Annotated in this window: 14 protein-coding genes; 6 read left to right on the forward strand and 8 right to left on the reverse strand. The window is 65.6% G+C overall.

What is annotated here, in order from left to right; translation table 11 throughout:
• Nucleotide 1: 1 nt before the first annotated feature.
• The 3 genes from pgm to ACVWY5_RS29175 all read right to left on the reverse strand — a co-directional run bounded on the left by pgm (nt 2) and on the right by ACVWY5_RS29175 (nt 6,285).
• Nucleotides 2-1,642, reverse strand: a complete 1,641-nt coding sequence (gene pgm, locus ACVWY5_RS29165; protein ID WP_028334927.1) for a phosphoglucomutase (alpha-D-glucose-1,6-bisphosphate-dependent) — start codon at nt 1,640-1,642, stop codon at nt 2-4.
• A gap of 245 nt (nt 1,643-1,887) precedes the next feature.
• A complete protein-coding gene (locus ACVWY5_RS29170; protein ID WP_028334926.1) occupies nt 1,888-3,540 on the reverse strand; it encodes an acetolactate synthase large subunit in 1,653 nt (550 codons plus the stop codon).
• A 78-nt stretch (nt 3,541-3,618) separates the two neighbouring features.
• Nucleotides 3,619-6,285, reverse strand: a complete 2,667-nt coding sequence (locus ACVWY5_RS29175) for a M1 family metallopeptidase (protein ID WP_028334925.1) — start codon at nt 6,283-6,285, stop codon at nt 3,619-3,621.
• 251 nt (nt 6,286-6,536) lie between these two features.
• On the opposite strand from ACVWY5_RS29175, the gene ACVWY5_RS29180 reads away from it, so the two are divergent.
• On the forward strand, nt 6,537-7,991 hold the full coding sequence (locus ACVWY5_RS29180; protein ID WP_028352160.1) for a GH1 family beta-glucosidase: 1,455 nt from the start codon (nt 6,537-6,539) through the stop codon (nt 7,989-7,991).
• Here ACVWY5_RS29180 and ACVWY5_RS29185 read toward each other — a convergent pair whose 3' ends face one another.
• Nucleotides 7,992-9,059, reverse strand: coding sequence for a maleylacetate reductase (locus ACVWY5_RS29185; protein ID WP_028334924.1), 1,068 nt, complete (start codon nt 9,057-9,059; stop codon nt 7,992-7,994).
• Between the two features lie 20 nt (nt 9,060-9,079).
• Entirely contained in the window at nt 9,080-10,060 is a 981-nt protein-coding gene (locus ACVWY5_RS29190; protein WP_028334923.1) for a helix-turn-helix domain-containing protein, read from the reverse strand.
• Nucleotides 10,061-10,200: 140 nt separating this feature from the next.
• Here ACVWY5_RS29190 and ACVWY5_RS29195 point away from each other — a divergent pair, with 140 nt between their 5' ends.
• Nucleotides 10,201-10,926, forward strand: a complete 726-nt coding sequence (locus tag ACVWY5_RS29195; RefSeq protein ID WP_028334922.1) for an alpha/beta hydrolase — start codon at nt 10,201-10,203, stop codon at nt 10,924-10,926.
• On the opposite strand, the gene ACVWY5_RS29200 is transcribed toward ACVWY5_RS29195, so the two are convergent.
• Both ACVWY5_RS29200 and ACVWY5_RS29205 read right to left on the reverse strand, forming a co-directional pair.
• On the reverse strand, nt 10,923-12,416 hold the full coding sequence (locus tag ACVWY5_RS29200) for a flavin-containing monooxygenase (RefSeq protein ID WP_028334921.1): 1,494 nt from the start codon (nt 12,414-12,416) through the stop codon (nt 10,923-10,925). The two genes, ACVWY5_RS29195 and ACVWY5_RS29200, sit on opposite strands and share 4 nt — an antisense overlap.
• A gap of 117 nt (nt 12,417-12,533) precedes the next feature.
• Nucleotides 12,534-12,983: a cupin domain-containing protein gene (locus tag ACVWY5_RS29205; protein WP_028334920.1), complete on the reverse strand. Its 450-nt coding sequence runs from the start codon at nt 12,981-12,983 to the stop codon at nt 12,534-12,536.
• 263 nt (nt 12,984-13,246) lie between these two features.
• On the opposite strand from ACVWY5_RS29205, the gene ACVWY5_RS29210 reads away from it, so the two are divergent.
• The 4 genes from ACVWY5_RS29210 (at nt 13,247) to ACVWY5_RS29225 (ending at nt 16,158) form a co-directional block, all read left to right on the forward strand.
• Nucleotides 13,247-14,275 (forward strand): AraC family transcriptional regulator, encoded by a 1,029-nt coding sequence (locus ACVWY5_RS29210; RefSeq protein WP_028334919.1) that lies wholly within the window; start codon nt 13,247-13,249, stop codon nt 14,273-14,275.
• A 96-nt stretch (nt 14,276-14,371) separates the two neighbouring features.
• Complete coding sequence (locus ACVWY5_RS29215; RefSeq protein ID WP_028334918.1) at nt 14,372-15,238, forward strand: S1C family serine protease; 867 nt, start codon at nt 14,372-14,374, stop codon at nt 15,236-15,238.
• Nucleotides 15,235-15,609, forward strand: a complete 375-nt coding sequence (locus tag ACVWY5_RS29220) for a response regulator transcription factor (protein WP_456671725.1) — start codon at nt 15,235-15,237, stop codon at nt 15,607-15,609. The genes ACVWY5_RS29215 and ACVWY5_RS29220 overlap by 4 nt, the downstream gene beginning before the upstream one ends.
• A 336-nt stretch (nt 15,610-15,945) precedes the next feature.
• Nucleotides 15,946-16,158: a hypothetical protein gene (locus ACVWY5_RS29225; protein WP_028334916.1), complete on the forward strand. Its 213-nt coding sequence runs from the start codon at nt 15,946-15,948 to the stop codon at nt 16,156-16,158.
• A 139-nt stretch (nt 16,159-16,297) separates the two neighbouring features.
• Here ACVWY5_RS29225 and ACVWY5_RS29230 read toward each other — a convergent pair whose 3' ends face one another.
• The gene (locus ACVWY5_RS29230; protein ID WP_028334915.1) at nt 16,298-16,648 is read right to left on the reverse strand and encodes a hypothetical protein; all 351 of its coding nucleotides are present in this window, start codon (nt 16,646-16,648) and stop codon (nt 16,298-16,300) included.
• Nucleotides 16,649-16,942: the final 294 nt, after the last annotated feature.

The raw sequence follows: 16,942 nt of genomic DNA on the forward strand, positions 1-16,942 counted from the left end.
TTCAGAACACCTTGGCGATCGCGGCCTGCGCGTCGCCCTGGATCTGCTTGAGATGATCCGGCCCGCGGAAGCTTTCGGCGTAGATCTTGTAGACATCCTCGGTGCCAGAGGGACGCGCGGCGAACCAGCCCGCCTCGCTCTCGACCTTGATGCCGCCGAACGGCTGGTCGTTGCCCGGCGCCTTGGTCCTGACCGCCCGCACGGCATCGCCGGCGAGCTGCGTCATGTTGAGCTGATCGGGCCCGAGCGCCTTCAGCGCGTTCTTCTGCTTCGGCGTCGCCGCCACATCGATGCGCTCGTAATAGGGAACGCCGAGTTCGGCGGTCAGCTCGCCAAACAATTCGCTCGGATCCCGGCCGGTCTTGGCGATGATCTCGGCCGCCAGGAGGCCGAGGATGATGCCGTCCTTGTCGGTGGTCCACACCGAACCGTCGCGCTTCAGGAAGGATGCGCCCGCGCTCTCCTCACCGGCAAAGCCGAAGCCGCCGCTGCCGAGCCCGTCGACGAACCATTTGAAGCCGACCGGCGTCTCGACCAGCTTGCGGCCCAGCTTCGTCGCGACGCGATCGATGATCGAGCTCGACACGATGGTCTTGCCGATCGCGGCGTCCTTGCTCCATTGCGGCCGGTGCGCGAACAGATAGGCGATCGCGGTGGCGAGGAAGTGGTTCGGGTTCATCAGCCCGTTCGAGCGCGTCACGATGCCGTGGCGGTCGGCGTCGGTGTCGTTGGCGAAGGCGACGTCGAAACGATCGCGCATCCCGATCAGGCTCGCCATCGCATAAGGCGACGAGCAGTCCATCCGGATCTTGCCGTCCCAGTCCGCGGTCATGAAGCGGAAGGTCGGATCGACCGCATCATTGACGACCGTGGCGTTGATGCCGTAGCGCGCGATGATCGGCTGCCAGTAGTGCACCGCCGCGCCGCCGAGCGGGTCGACGCCGATCTTGACGCCGGCGGACTTGATCAGCGCGAGATCGACGGTGTTGCCGAGATCGGCAACATAGGGCGTGATGTAGTCGTGCAGATGCGTGGTCGCTGCCTTGCGCGCGCGATCATAGGGCAGCCGCGCGACGCCCTTGAGGCCTGCCTCGATGTAGCGGTTGGCGTTCTTCTCGACCACGGCGGTGACGTCCGTGTCGGCCGGGCCGCCATGCGGCGGATTGTATTTGTAGCCGCCATCCTCCGGAGGATTGTGTGACGGCGTGATGACGACGCCGTCGGCAAGGCCCGTGCTGCGGCCCTTGTTGTAGCTCAGGATCGCGTGCGAGATCACCGGCGTCGGCGTGTAGCCGCCCTGCGCATCGATCATGGTCTCGACGCCGTTGGCCGCGAACACCTCGACCGCGCTGGCCAGCGCCGGCTCGGCCAGCGCATGGGTGTCGATGCCGATGAACAGCGGCCCGGTGAGGCCCTTCTCGCGCCGGTAATCGCAGATCGCCTGTGTGGTGGCGAGGATATGGTCCTCGTTGAAGGAATTCTTCAGCGACGAGCCGCGATGGCCCGAGGTACCGAACGCAACCCGCTGGGCGGGATCGCCGGCGTCGGGCTTGCCGGCGAAATAGGCCGTGACCAGCCGCGGCACATTGGCAAGCGCGGCGGGATCGATGGGTTTGCCGGCGGCAGGATTTGGTGCAGTCACGTGACCTCTCAGATCTGGTATCGCCGGCCATCAGCACAACGAGTGATGCCATCGCGTAATATCTTGGCGTGCTACCATGGCGGCTTACGTTCAATCAAGCCGAGGGCTTTTCGTTCCTTGCCCATCGCAGCCATGCTTCAGCTTCTTGTTTGAGCATGATCTCCGCGCAAACGCTTTGCGTTTGTCGCGAGGGAAAACCGCTTCGCACTTTGCGCTAACGCGGCCGTTCGGGTCCGGATCATGCTCTACGACACATCGATCTGCTGCACCTTCTCGCGCAGTTCGTCGACCAGCACCCGCTTGTTCTCGGTATAGTCGATCGGCACCACGACAAGATGCACGCCGCCGCCGGAGAAGGCGCGCTCCAGGGTCGGGACGATCGCATCCGTGCTCGCGATCCGCGAACCCTTGGCGCCGTAGCTCTCGGCGTATTTGACGAAATCCGGATTGCCGAAGGTCAGGCCGAAATCCGGGAAATTGTCGACCGCCTGCTTCCAGCGGATCATGCCGTAGGCGGAATCCTCCAGGATCAAAATCACCAGATTGAGCTTGAGGCGGACGGCAGTCTCGAGCTCCTGCGAGTTCATCATGAAGCCGCCATCGCCACAGACCGCGAGCACGCGGTTCTTCGGATACAGCATCGCCGCCATCATCGCCGACGGCAGGCCGGCGCCCATGGTCGCGAGCGCGTTGTCGAGCAGCAGCGAGTTCGCGAGCAGCGTGCGGTAGTTGCGTGCGAACCAGATCTTGTACATGCCGTTGTCCAGCGCGACGATGCCGTCCTCCGGGATGACCTGCCGCACATCGTGCACGATGCGCTGCGGCGTCGGCGGCCAGCGGCCCTCGGTGGCGCGATCGGTGACCTTGGCCAGAATGCTCTCGCGCAGGCTGAGCAGCGCGCTGGCATGCGGCAGCTTTCCCTCGACCCGATCAGCCAGCAATTCGAGGCTCGGCCCGACATCGCCGATCACCTCGCATTGCGGGAAATAGACCTGCTCGACCGTTGCCGGCATGTAGCTGACATGGATCACCTGCGGCCCCTTCGGGCCCATGATGAAAGGCGGCTTCTCGACCGTGTCATGACCGATCGCGATGATGAGGTCGGCGCGGTCGATCGCCTCGTGCACGTAGTCGCGCTCACTCAGCGCGGCAGTTCCCATATACTGATTGGTGCCGCCCGACACCGTGCCCTTGCCCATCTGCGTCGTGAAGAACGGGATCTTCGTGCGCCGCACGAAGTCGCCGATCCCGGCGGTGGAGCGCGGACGCGATGCCGCAGCACCAAGCATGATCAGCGGGCGCTGCGCCTTCAGGATCATGTCGGCGGCGCGGTCCAGCGCGGCGGCGTGCGCGATCGGAATTTCGATCGGATGCGGCGGTATCATTTCGACCGGCGCAGTCTCCTCGCCCGCGATGTCCTCCGGCAGTTCGAGCAGCACCGGCCCCGGCCGTTCCTGCGTCGCAATGCGAAAGGCGTCGCGGACCAGCGTCGGAATGGTCGCGCCGCTGACGATCTGCAGCGACAGCTTGGTCAGCGGACGAAACGTGTTGACGATGTCGACAATCTGGAACTTGGCCTGCCGGCTGCTCAAGATGCCCTTCTGGCCCGTCAGCATCACCATCGGCATCGCGCCGAGCAGCGCATAGGCGGCGCCGGTGGTGAGGTTGAGCGCGCCGGGGCCGAGCGTCGTCATGCAGACGCCGGGCTTTCCGGTCAACCTGCCATAGGTCGCCGCCATGAATGCCGCGGCCTGCTCGTGGCGCGTCACGATCAGGTTGATCGAGGATTTGCGCAGGCTCTCGACGACGTCGAGATTCTCCTCGCCGGGAACGCCGAACACCCGCTCCACGCCCTCATTCTCGAGGGCAGCGACCAGCAAATCGGAACCTTTGACCATCTCAGCCTCGCATCGTTGATTACATGCCGCGCACGGAGCATAGCCGCATCGCGCGCCGCCGGAAACTCCCTCGCGATCTCACGGCTTGTGCGCCCTGATCCAGGCGTCGGCGGCGGGCAGCACGCGCGCGGCAAGATCGGCCGAGATTGCGATCGCCTGCACCGATCGCGCCACCATCACCCGTCCGCCGGTGGTCGATTGCGACGGAGCGAACGCAGCCAGTTCCGCCGCGTGTGCCTCATCGGTAAAGTTGGTCATGAAGTTCGGCACGAACTGGTCGCGGAAGTTCGGCCCCTGCCTCGCCAGCAAACTATCGAAATTGGTCCGGACGAAGTCCCAGGCGAGCTGCGGCTGCTCGCCGGCGGACGCAACCGCGTTGATCATCCCCGTCACGATCGTGTCGGGCAATTCGTTGGTCAGCGTCAACGCCAGCGTTGCCCGCGCCAATTCGGCATCGCGGGCACTTGCCGCCGCGAGATAATAGCGCAGCCGTTCATTGGTTGCCGTGCTGTTACGTGCCAGCGCCAGCAGCTGGTCGTAGGTCGCCCGATCGGCGGTCACACCGACAACATGCGTGACGGCGTCGCGCAATGCGGTCGGAAGCGAATTGGGATCATCGACGAATGCCGCAAAGCGCCGCTTCGCTTCCGCCAGAATAGCTGCATCCCCGAGATCGCCAAGCGTCGAGATCAGGCTTGCACGCAACAACGCAATGTCATCGTCGCCTGAACCGGCGCCGTCCCATCCGATCCGATCGAACACCGGGCGCAGCTTGGCGCGGGCATAGGCCTGGATCACCGGCCGCTCGGTGCGGTCGCGAGCCAGGCGGTTCAGCGCCGCAAATGTCGAAATCACCTGGTCCCACACCGCGCGATGGTCACCGGCATCGAGCGCATCGAGCAGCGCGAGATAGGACGGCGCCTCCGCGCGGCCCGCCTGCACCAGCGCCCAGCTGTCGGTAACGACATTGAGACGGTCGGCGACCTGCATTTGCGGGAATGCGTTCAGCAACGCCGCACGGTTCTTCGGACCGTACTCGACCCTGAAGTAACCGACGTCGCCGAGGTTGACCTTGATCGCATCGCCGCAGGCGCCGGCCGGCATATCGGTGCTTCCCTTCAGCAATATCTCGTCAAACGGCTTGCCATGCGTCGGTCCGACCGCAACGGGGATCTGCCAGTTGCGGGCCGGCAGCGGCGGATTGTTGGCCGGCGCGATCACGAAGCGATCTTGCCGCAAGGTCAGCCGTTGCGCCGCGCCATCGCAGTCCGTCTCGGCCACGACCAGCGGCACGCCGTCCTGCTCGGTGAAGGAGGCGGCGATCCCAGTGATCGCCTTGCCGCCGCTACTCTCGAGCGCCTGCCAGAGATCAGCGGTTGTCGCGTTGCTGTAGGCATGCGCGGCCATGTATTTGCGGATGCCGTCGCGGAACGCCGGTTCGCCGAGATAGGTCTCGAGCATGCGGATCAACGCCTGCCCCTTGTTGTAGGTGATGGCGTCGAACGCCGTCACCGCTTCGCTGTGATCGGCAATCGGCTGCTGCACGGGATGCGAGGTGCGCCGCGCATCGAGCGCCATGGCAAACTGCTTCGCGCCGTAACCGTTCAGCCAGCCCTGCCACTGCGGATAGAACTGCTCCGAGGCCTTGGTTGCCATCCAGCTGGCAAAACCCTCGTTGAGCCAGAGATTGTCCCACCACGCCATGGTGACGAGATCGCCGAACCACATATGAGCCATCTCGTGCGCGATGATGGCGAAGATGCCGCGCCGCGCGGTCTCGGCGGAAGTCGCAGGATCGAACAGCAGCCGGCTCTCGAAGAAGGTGATGCCGCCCCAGTTTTCCATTGCGCCGCCGAACCCGCCGGGAACGGCGATCAGGTCGAGCTTCGGCAGCGGATATTTGACGCCGAAATAGTCGTTGTAATAGCCGAGCAGCTTCACCGCGCTGTCGAGTGCGAACCGGCCCTGCCCGCTCTTGCCCTCCGTCGTCACCACGCCGACTGTGACGCCGCCGGCATCCGCTGTGACGCGCTCGAGCTCGCCGACCGTGAGCACGAACAGATAGCTCGACATCTTCGGCGTCGGTGCGAACGCAACCTTCTTGAGATCGCCGGCGACCGGCTCTTCGCTGGTCACGGGCATGTTGCCGACCGCGAGCAGATTGCGCGGAATGACGACGGTCAGCGCGAAGCTCGCCTTGAACGACGGCTCATCCCAGCACGGGAAGATCCGCCTTGCATCGGCTGGCTCCAGCTTGCTGGAGATCATCCGCTTGATCCCGGTCCCGGTCGGGTAGTCGACCGAGAACAGGCCGGTGCCGAATTTGTTGATCTGCGCCGTGAAGGCGATGCGCAGCTTGTGGCGGCCGGCCGCAAGCGGCCTGGCGAAGGTCAGCGTTGCGGTCTGCGCGGCGGCATCGGTCGCGACCTCCGCGCGCTGCGCGCCGTCATCGATCGTAACCTCTGCGAATGTCGTGTTGACCGCGTTCAGCGTCAGCTGCGCGGTCGCCTCGCGCGCCTCGATGTCGACGGTCTCGACGCCGGGCAGAGCGAGGCCCGCGATATCAGGCGTCAGCTCGATCGCGTAATGCAACGGGACCACCGTCTTCGGCAACTTTCCGGGCGTGCGGTCGAACGAAAATGTCTGCTCGGCCTGCGCGCTTGCGGCCATCGCCAAAGCCAAGCCGATCGCAGTGGCAAGACGACGCAGCAGCGCCCTTCGGACATGGGTTGCAGGCTTGTTCATCGCGCGCAGCTCACGGGAATTTCGGGGATATTCGGATGTCATTGCGGAAAGACGTAGCAGGCAATCTAGTAGAGAAAATGTCGCCACAAAACTGACAACTCCGCGACATTGACATCGCAATGGTTCGCATTGATTGGTACGCCGCTCGCCACGGCGCTTGGGCCTGCCGACCCCTTGTTGCTCAACGGCGGGATGGAAGGTTAACCTACGGCCCGCATTCCAGCCGCAGCGTTCGGCGACGGGAGACAGCAATGTTCGGAAAGTTCTCGCGCCGGCAGTTTGGGGGCCTTGCAGGCCTTTCGGCGCTCGGTTTGAGCGGCCCTGCCGAGGCTGCAAACCGTGCGCCGCGGCCGGACGGCACGAACTTTCCCACGGGCTTCGTCTGGGGCACCGCAACTTCGTCCTACCAGGTCGAGGGCGCGGTCAACGAGGACGGCCGCGGCCCGTCGATCTGGGACACTTTCACCCATACATCGGGCAAGATCGAGGACGGTTCGACCGGCGACCGCGCCAACGACCACTATCACCGCTACAAGGAGGACGTTCGTCTCATCAAGGATCTCGGCGCCAAGGCGTATCGGTTTTCGATCGCCTGGCCTCGGGTATTTCCCGACGGCTCCGGCACGCCGAACCCGAAGGGCCTCGACTTCTACAACCGCCTGGTCGACGAGCTGCTGGCGAACGGCATCGAGCCCTACGCCACGCTCTATCACTGGGACCTGCCACAGGCGCTGCAGGACCGCGTCGGCGGCTGGCGCTCCCGCGACACCTCGAAGGCATTCGGCGACTATGCCGGCTATGTGGCGCAGCGACTGACCGACCGCGTGAAGAACGTCTTCACCCTCAACGAGGTCGGGCGTTTCCTCCCCTTCGGCTATGCGCTCGGCGTCGACGCCCCGGGGCTGAAGCTGCCGGCGGGCGAGGTGAACCAGGCGCGCCACCATGTGGCGCTGGCGCATGGCCTTGCGGTGCAGGCGATCCGCGCCAAAGGCCGTGCCGGCACGCGGGTCGGGCCGGCCGAGAACATCACCGCCTGCGTGCCCGCCTTCAACACGCCGGAGAACATCCGCGCCACCGAGATCGCGACCCGCGAGCTCAACGCAGGTTTTCTCGGTGTCGTCCTCGAAGGCAAATACACCGAAGGCTTCCTGCAATATGCCGGTGCGGATGCGCCCAAATTCACCGCGGACGAGCTGAAGATCATCTCGCAGCCCAATGATTTCGTCGGGCTGAACATCTACGCGCCGCAATGCTACATCCTTGCCACCGAGCATGCCCCCGGCTGGAAGCCGCTCCCGATGCCGGCTTCCTTCCCGCACATGAGCTCGGAATGGCTGCGGATCGCGCCGGAGACGATCTATTGGGCGCCGCGGATCGCCGCCAAGCTGTGGAACATCAAGAGCATCTATATCAGCGAGAACGGCACGTCCGGCGAGGACAAGGTGCATCCGGACGGGCAGATCTACGATCTCGACCGCATCATGTTCCTGCGCAACTACCTTGCGCAATTGCAGCGCGCGACCGCCGACGGGGTCCCGGTTCACGGCTATTTCCTGTGGAGCCTGATGGACAATTTCGAATGGATCTTCGGCTATGAGAAGCGCTTCGGCCTCTACCGGGTGGATTTCGAGACCCAGGCCCGGGTGCCGAAATTGAGCGCGGCATTCTACCGTGACGTGATCGCGCGCAACGCGATCGGGGTCTGATCATCCGGCCTGCGGCCGCGTACCGGACCACGCGCGCTTCAGCAGGTCGCGGATGCCGCTCTCCTCGATCGGCCGCGGATTCCAGTAAGGATTTTTGGTGGCGAGCGCAGCGGCCTTTGCGATGCCGTCTTCGGGCATGCCGATCTCGGCGAGCGAGCGCGGCGCGCCGAGCCTTGCCGACAGATCGAACAAGCCGTCGGCGGCGCTGGCCGCTCCAAGCGCCCTCGCCGCGCGGCTAACTGGATCGCGCGCGGCCGGCGTATTGTAGGCGATGGTGTGCGGCAGCAGCACTGCATGGGTCTCGGCATGCGGCAGGTCGAACAACGCGCCGACCGTATGACAGAGCTTGTGGTGCAGCGCCATGCCGACGGTGCCGAGACAGACCGCGCACAGCCACGCGCCATAGAGCGCGTCCGCGCGCGCATCGAGATCGCGCGGCCGTGCGATCACGTCCGGCAGCGATGATGCGAGCTTTGCGATCGCCTCTTCCGCCATCAGCGAGGTGATCGGGTTGCCGTCCCGCGCGTACAGCGCCTCGGCGGCATGCGCGATCGCATTGAGGCCGGAGATCGCGGAGAATTTTGCCGGCATCGAGATCGTCAGGTTGACGTCGTAGATCACGGTCTCGGGCAGTATCCTTGGCGATGATTGCGTGGTCTTGACGCCGTCGACGGTCTCGCCGAGCACCGGCGTCATCTCGGAGCCGGCATAGCTGGTCGGCACGATCAGTTGCGGCAGGTCGGTGCGCAGCGCAATCGCCTTGCTGAGGCCGGTCGCGGCGCCGGCGCCAATCGCAACCACGCCGTCCGGCTTGAGCTCGCGGACGATCTCCATCGCATGTTCGGTCACCGCCACCGGCGTATGCACCACTGCGCCGTCGAACAATCCGGCCACACGGCCGCCGGTCAGGTCAGCGAGATCGCCGAGCTCGGCTTGCTGCCGCCGGCTTGCCAGCACCAGCGCGCGGCTGATGCCGAGCCGGTCGAGCTCGTCCGCCAGCTGCGCGACCGTGCCGACCCCGAACACGACCCGCATCGGGCTGACCTGGTAGGTGAATGGTTGCGCCATGGCGATTTCCGAAGGGTTGGTCAGCCGCGGCGCCAGTCGCGCGGCGTGCAGCCGAAGCGGTGCCTGAAGCGCCGCGTGAAATGCGACAGGTCGGAGAAGCCCCAGTCGAACGCGATGTCGCCGATCGCGCGCCCCGAGAGCGCGGGACCCCTCAGATCGCGCGCGGCGCCGTCGAGACGGCGGTCCATCACATGGCTGGCGAATGTCGTGCCGGCGCGCTCGAACAGTTTGTGGACATAGCGCTCGCTGATGCCGATCGCAGCCGCAACGGCGGCAACGCCGAGCCCGGGCTCGCGCAGCCTGCGGTCCACGGCACGGCGCAGCGCAAGCCACGTCGCATCGGCAAGGCTTGCGCTCTCCGCGACGCCTGCGCGACCACTGCACGACAGGCTGAGCGCGACCAGATCGAGCAGCACGCCGAACAGCCGCGCGTTGTCCGCATCCGAGGCACGGAGCGCGGATGTGTTCAGAACCTGCGCCGTCTCGGTGATGAGATGGCCGACGAAGGGATCATCCGAGACCCGCGCCGGCGCGACCTCGGGCGCCGACGGCAGCCGTTCATCCAGCGCCTCGGCCGGCACCCAGAACGAGGCGACCTGCAGCGCCGGGCCGCGGTCGTGCAGCAGCGCGAACCGCTGGCCGCTGTCGAAGATTCCGACCTGCCCCGGCGACAGGCTGATCTCGCGTCCCGCCTGCCGGATCCGGCAGCGGCCGGCGAGCTTCAGATTGAGGTAGTAGCAGCGCCGGCTGGACACGGCGATGTCGGCAGCCGAGCGCCGCACGACATGCTCCGGGAAGCTGACCCGGTTGACCGCGCCGTCGCCGAGCCCAATGGTCTCGACGCGGGCAAGGAAGCCGGGCGTCGCCGGCGGCTCCGGCGTCAGGTTCATGAAGGCCCGGCAGATCGCCTCGCGGTAATACGCGAACTGCTCGCCGGGCCTCGTGTCCGCGGTATTCCAACTCAGCCTGCGCGAGCGATCCGCGGCGGCGATTTGCTGCATCAGTTCACTCCGAGCCCAGTCCGGTTCGCTCACAGCCAAGCGCGTTCCGCGGGTCCAGGTCAATATCCATCAGGAAGCGAATGAAACTTGCGCGTATCCCGGTCCGTCCGGACGCGGCAATCCAGACAGGGAGGTACAACATGTCGACCTATGTTCTCGTCCATGGCGCCTGGCATACCGGCGCCGAGTTTGAGCCGGTTGCGGCTGCCATCCGCAAGGCCGGCCATGTTGTCCACACCCCGACCATCAGGGGCAACCGCCCCGGCGACCAGAAGGACTCCGGGCTCGCCGAGGCGATCCAGTCGATCGCGGATTATCTAGCCGAGCATAATCTGAGCGACATCGTGCTGGTCGGCCACAGCTATGGCGGCATGGTCATCACCGGCGTTGCCGACGCCGCCGCGAACCGCATCCGCCGCCTCGTCTACTGGAACGCGTTCGTGCCTGATAACGGCGAGTGCCTCAACGACATGGTGCCGCCGCACTATCGCGGCCTGTTCGACGCCATCCACGCCGAGCGTGGCGACGGCTCAGTGGTGCTGCCGTTCCCGATCTGGCGCGAGGCCTTCATCAACGACGCCGATCTCGAGACGGCGCAGCGCGCCTATGACAAGCTCAACCCGCATCCCCTGAAGACCTTCCAGGACAAGATCTCGCTGCGCACCAATCCTGCCGAGATGCCGATCGCAAAGTCCTACGTGAACTGCACGGAGGACACCGCCATGCCACACAGCCTGCCCTGGCATCCGAGGTTGTCGGAGAAGCTCGGGCTGTTCCGCCTGGTCCAGGTGCCGGGCAGCCACGAGCTCTGCTTCTCCAATCCCGAGCGGCTGGCACAAGCCTTCCTCGACGCCGGCCGCGATTAGGCCACCGCCCTGTAAGCGGGCGCAGTCGCGAGGAAGCTGGCATAGGCGTCCGCATCCGGCGGGGTGAACTTTTCGACGAGCGGGTTGCGGCGCGACGCCTTGGTACCGATGTCCGCCAGCAGCTCGTCGAAATGCTTGAAGTGGTACGGCGCGACGCACAGCCCGCCATAGACGCCCGCTGCCGGACGCTCGACGCGCTTGAAGTTCAACATCATCGCGATGTTGTCGTTCATCTCGGCCGCGCTCGGCTGCCGCGCCAGCTGGCCGTCGGCGTAGCGCACCAGCCAGTTCGCGGCGAGATCGGCGCACAGCACGGTGCAGAAGCTCGAATTGAAGCCGACGAAGCCCATGTCGGGCAGATCGGGATTGGCGATCAGCCGGTAGAGACGGTATTGCCCGTCGGGCTCGACCAGCTTGTTCTGATACTCCTCGGGCAGGAACGGCACGCCGAGCTTGTAGCCGATCGCGAGCACCGCGACATCGGCCGCGACGCGCTGGCCGCCGCTCATCACGATGGTCTTGCCGTCGTAATGGTCGAAGGTGCCGCGCACTGCCTTGATCCGGCCGTCGGCGACCATCGGATAGAAGCCGGGGGTTGCGATCGGCACCGAGCAGTTGACGCCGTCCTCGATCCGCTCCTTCGGCACCATGCCGCACTGCTTCAGCTTGAGCTGCACCTTCAGCATGCTCTCGAGCCCGCGCCAGTTCGCCCACACGAACGGCTTTGCCACGACATGCACGAGGCGTGCCATCGGCCCGATGCCCCAGCTGGCAAACATCTGCTCCTGCGCGCGGATGTAGAGGATGCGCTTGAAGTTGACGAGGCCGCCGACGAAATAGGGAATCCGCCAGACCGGTTCGCGAAACACGATGGTGACTTCGCTGGCGCCGGAATTGACCGCATTCACCGCGATGTCGGTCGCCGATTTGGAGCCGCCGAGCACCACCACCTTGCGGCCCTTGGCAAGCGTTGGATCGCCGTATTGCGATGAATGCAGGATCTGCCCGCCCTGCGCCTTGAAGCCGTCCTCGCCGGCCAGCGGCAAGGTCTGCGGCTCGTTGAATTGCCCGGTGCAGACCGCGACGAAGTCGAAATCCTCGTGGCCGGTGGCGCCGTCGGTCGAGCGCAGCGCCAGCGTCCAGCCCGGCCTGCCGTCGGCGCGGCGCTTCATGCCTTCGACCTTGGTGTCGAACCGCATCGCGCCGTCGAGCCCGTGGCTGCGAGCGTAGTCGCGCAAATAGGCATGGACCTGCGGACCCTTCGGCCATTCCGGATAGGACTCCGGCATCGCCTTGTCGGTGTAGCGATAGAGCTCCTTCGGGCTCTGGGTCTGCACGTCGGGATAGGAGCGCGCCGGCTCCCAAACCCCGCCGAGATCGCCGCTGCGCTCGATGATGGTCACCTTGTGGCCGCGACCGGCAAAGGCCTTGCCGGCGGCAAGGCCGGAAATGCCGGCGCCGATGACGCACACATGCTTCTGCTTGACCATGAAACCGCTCCGAATTGAATGAACAGGTCCAATTTCGCTAAGCGCGCGCGTCCCTCATCGCCGGAGTCCAGCTCCGGCGATTGCCGCCTCGCGTGCGTATTGTCTTGTGTCGCTAGCCTAGTCGTTGGCTTCCGGCGGCAGGAAGTCCACCTCGTGCTCGGCGGAGATACGCACCACCTCGGCGGGGTCCTGCAGATTGTGCAGCTTCTCGAACAGCGCCTCGAGCTTTTGCATCGGCGACACCCAGAACAGCGCCCGCACCGGCTTATCCGACTTGTTGAAATAGCCGTGCGGGATGCCGCGCGGCATGCGCACGAGGTCGCCGGCCTTGGCCTGCACCCAGACGCCGTCGAGCTTGAGGTCGAGCACGCCTTCCTGCACCAGGATGAACTCGTCCTGGGTCGGGTGGATGTGCACCGGCACGAACTGGCCGGGATCGCTGTTGGTCTCGAACGCGAAGGTCGAGTCGGTGATCGCCTTCGGATAGTAGACCTGGCCCAGGATATTCCAGGTCTTGCCACCGTAGCCGGTGCCGGTTCGGGTAATGCCTTTTTCGAGCGTGCCCATGTCAGCCTCTCCAGTTTTGATGCGCAGTGCCGACACGGAGCCTGTCGCCGGCCGGTGAGGCTGTCTAGCCGATAAACGAATCCGCACCCGGCACCTTCATGCTGCAATGCGGGAGCATTGCGCCGGCCGGCTGCTGCCCCATGCCGCCGCATCGTCCTGACCGCCGATCGGGCAGATTGCACGACGAAACGGCGTTCCCCTTTGCCGCGGGATGCTCTAGGCTGCCTGATGTTTTAGACCTCAAACAACTCCGGACGGCCGGCGTGACTGCTGTTGGCAACGAGGTTTCGGCAAGCGCGAATTCGGCAAGCGCAAGGCTCAAGGATTTCGCACGCGTCGCGACGGCGCGCGTCGATGACGCGGCGGAAGCGATCGGCCGCATCTTCTGTCCGCACGATCTGACGCCGGTCGATCACTCCGCGAGCGATTTCTCCGCGCATCACAATTGCGCCGACTTCGACGGCTTCTCCGTCAGCTATGTCGCCTATGGCGGGTCGGTCGCGATCAATCCCGGCTGCCTCGATCGCTTCTTCCTGTTGCAGATGCCGCTGTCCGGCTCGGCCTCGGTGCGGACCGCCGCGCACGAGCTCACCACCGGACCACGGCACACCGCCTCGCTGCTGTCGCCGACCATTCCGACCGAGATGACCTGGCGCGGCGACTGCGCCCAGCTGATTTTGCTGCTCGACCGCAAGCTGGTCGAGCATCGCGCCGCGGCGCTTGGTGGCGTGGCGGTGAGGCCGGTCGAGTTCGATCCGGCCGTCGCGTTGGGCGGGCCACTCGGGCAGACGCTCTCGGCCAGAATCGAGCAGCTTGTCGCGGCCGCCGAGCAGCTCGGGCCGCGCAAGACTTTGTCGGCGGTCGCGGCGGCCGATTGGCGCGAGTCGTTTCTCAATGTCCTGCTCAATGAACAGAGGCACAGCCTGAGTTCGGCGATCGATGTCTTCAACGGCCGCACTGAGGCCCAGCCGGCCGCCTTGAAACGCGTGCGCGCCTATCTGGAAAACCGCGCGACCGAGCCGCTGGACCTCGCCGAGCTTGCGGAGATCGCGGGCACCGGCATCCGCGCGCTGCAACTCGGTTTCCGCCGTCACTTCGGCACCACCGTGTCCGAGATGCTGCTCGACATCCGCCTCGCCCATCTCAACGCCCGCCTCAAGACGGCGCGGCCGGGCGAGCGCATCGTCGATATTGCATTCGACCTCGGCTTTACCCATCTGAGCCGGATGGCGAGCGCCTACCGCGCCAAGTTCGGCGAGAGCCCGAAGGCGACCCTGCAGCGGCTGAGCTGAGCGGCGGTTCCGGCGGCCCGGCCACGCCCTGCCCATCCGGCCAGTATCGCCGTCAGCCGCGACATCCCAGATTGAGGGAAGCCAACGGAGTTTCCCATGACCGAAACGAATATCCTGTCCTCGCTGTCATCAGCCCTTGCGGAGACCATTGCGCGCGCTGCGCCCGCCATCGTCTCCGTGCATTCGCATCGCGCGCGCGCCTCCGGCTTTGTCTGGAAGGCGGGCTTGATCGTCACCGCCGACGAAGCGCTGGCCGACGAGGGCGAGATCGAAATCCAGTTCGCCGACGGCAGCCGCAGGCCGGCGACCGTCGTCGGACGCGACCACACCACCGACGTCGCGCTGCTGCGCGTCGAAGGCGATGTCGCCCCCGTCAAGCTCTCGACCGGGAGCCCCGCGCTGGGATCGCTCGCGGTGATCGTCGCGGCCGACCGCGGCGCGCCGACCGCGCGGCTCGGCATGGTCGCGTTGTCGGGCCCGGCCTGGCGCAGCCTGCGTGGCGGCGAAATCGATGCACGGATCGAGCTCGACGTCCGGCTGCGGCACAGCCAGCAGGGCGGCCTCGCGCTGAACGCCGCGGGCGAGCCGTTCGGCATGGCCGTGCTCGGCCCGCGCCGCGTGCTGACGATCCCGGCGACGACCATCGAGCGGGTCGCAGGCCAGCTCGAGAAGAGCGGCCGCATCGCGCGCGGATATCTTGGCGTCGGATTGCAGCCGGTCCGGCTCGACGACGGCCTCGGCGCGATGGTGATGAACGTCGACAAGACCGGCCCCTCGGCTGCCGCCGGCATCCGGCAGGGCGACGTGATCATTGCCGTGAATGGCGAGAAGCTGTCCGGCGTGCGGGCGCTGTCGCGCGGCCTCGGACCGCAGAGCGTCGGCACGGTGGTCGAGCTTACCGTGCATCGCGGCGGCGAGCCGCTGAACTTCAAGGTGACAGTCGGCGAGAGGCCCGAGACGTGAGCGATAAGCCGGCCAACGACATCGTCATCGCGCTCGAGGTCGACGACGCCGTCCTCGCCGACCGGCTGGCGACCCTGCTGGGCGGCGTCGCCGGCCTGCGGCTCGCCGCGCCGGGCGAACAGGCCACGGCGGCGGTCGTCGCGCGCAACCGCGAAGCAGCGGGCGCCAGCGACTTCGAGCTGACGCCGCGCGAGCTCGACGTGCTGGCGCTGCTGGCGGAAGGCGCGTCCAACAAGATGATCGCACAGCGGCTCGGGATTTCCGTTCACACCGCCAAGTTTCATGTCGGCTCGCTGCTCGACAAGCTCGACGCCACCGGCCGCACCGACGCCGTCGCCCATGCCGCGCGGCGCGGGGTGATCAATTTGTGAGGGGTGGGATGACTGTTGTAGTGACACTGAGCCGAGATCTCTCCACTCGTCGTCCCTGCGAAAGCAGGGACCCATAACCACAGCATTTGATTGTGAACGAGATCGTGGCCCCAGCGTCGCGCAACAATGCGCACTTGGGGTAATGGGGTCCTGGCCTTCAACAGGACGACGGCGAATCTTCGTGCGCACTCGTCAGTTGCACGCAGCCACTGAACAGCGACCCCAAATCAGCGATTTGGAAAATTCCGCCCTGCGGACACCCGACTCAGTATTCGACCGGATACAGACGCCTTCACGATCTGGCTATGCAATCTTCAGCCAACAAGAAGAAACGGCATGAAGAAGCTGATCGGTCGTCATCGGGACATTCAATACACACTCACCAACATCGAACCTGACCTCTGGGCTTGGTCGTTCGACATCAACGGCAAGACCAGGCAAGGCAGCACGCGCGCGCGGCTCGACCTGCTGGCGCGGCGGCGCGTCTGCACGCTGATCGATCGCGAATTGAAACGCGCGGAACGTACCAGGCCCAACCAGCCTGACTAATCGCTCTCCCCGGTGAAAGTCCGTTGGACGGGCCGCGCCTATCAGAAATGAAAACTCCCGCAGCGCCGGCCGCGGGAGTTGTTGGCATCGGTGGCCGCGGGGAGGTCCAACCACCGCTGCCGACATACGCTGACCCTGGTCAGGCTGTTTTGGCGAACATCGTCAGCACGCCATCGGCAATGTTGATAGCGACGACCTGCGACGAAGTCAGGCCTTTGGCCTTGAGCGCGGAGACCGCCTGCGGTGTCGCGTCAATCGACTTCCGAAGCGACTGGATGTCGTCCTCCTTGGTCTTTGCCATCGCATCCTCGATCTTCGATCGCATCTCGGGCTTGAGGTCCTTGATGTCGACGACCTGTATGCTCCGAATGACAGTGGATTGATCAGATGACTGCGGCGGCGCCTTTGGTTGCGCGCCTTGCGCTTGCACCAAGGCGGGCGTTCCGAGGGCGAGCGCGGCAACAGTGACGAATGCTGTGAGATTGCGCATGGTCGATTCCTTTTCGAGGTCAGCAAGCGATAAAACCTACGCGCGAAGTTTGGCTGGCGTCTGATTTTTCCGTGGCCATTCATTGGAGCCAATGCGACCGCAATGCGGGCGTCGTGGCCCGCTCAGCCGCAGCGCCGACGTCCAGCGCGTGGCATCGCTCGTCGCCACGACAGCCGCATGGTCCCAGTCCGTTATGACCGCCGATCTACATAGCGGTCATATGCCTTGCATCTCCGAAGGCACGCCGATCGCTCAAGGCAGACATTCGCAGGCGCAAGGTTGCAGGCAGCCGGC

This window comes from Bradyrhizobium sp. USDA 3256 (assembly GCF_054058275.1).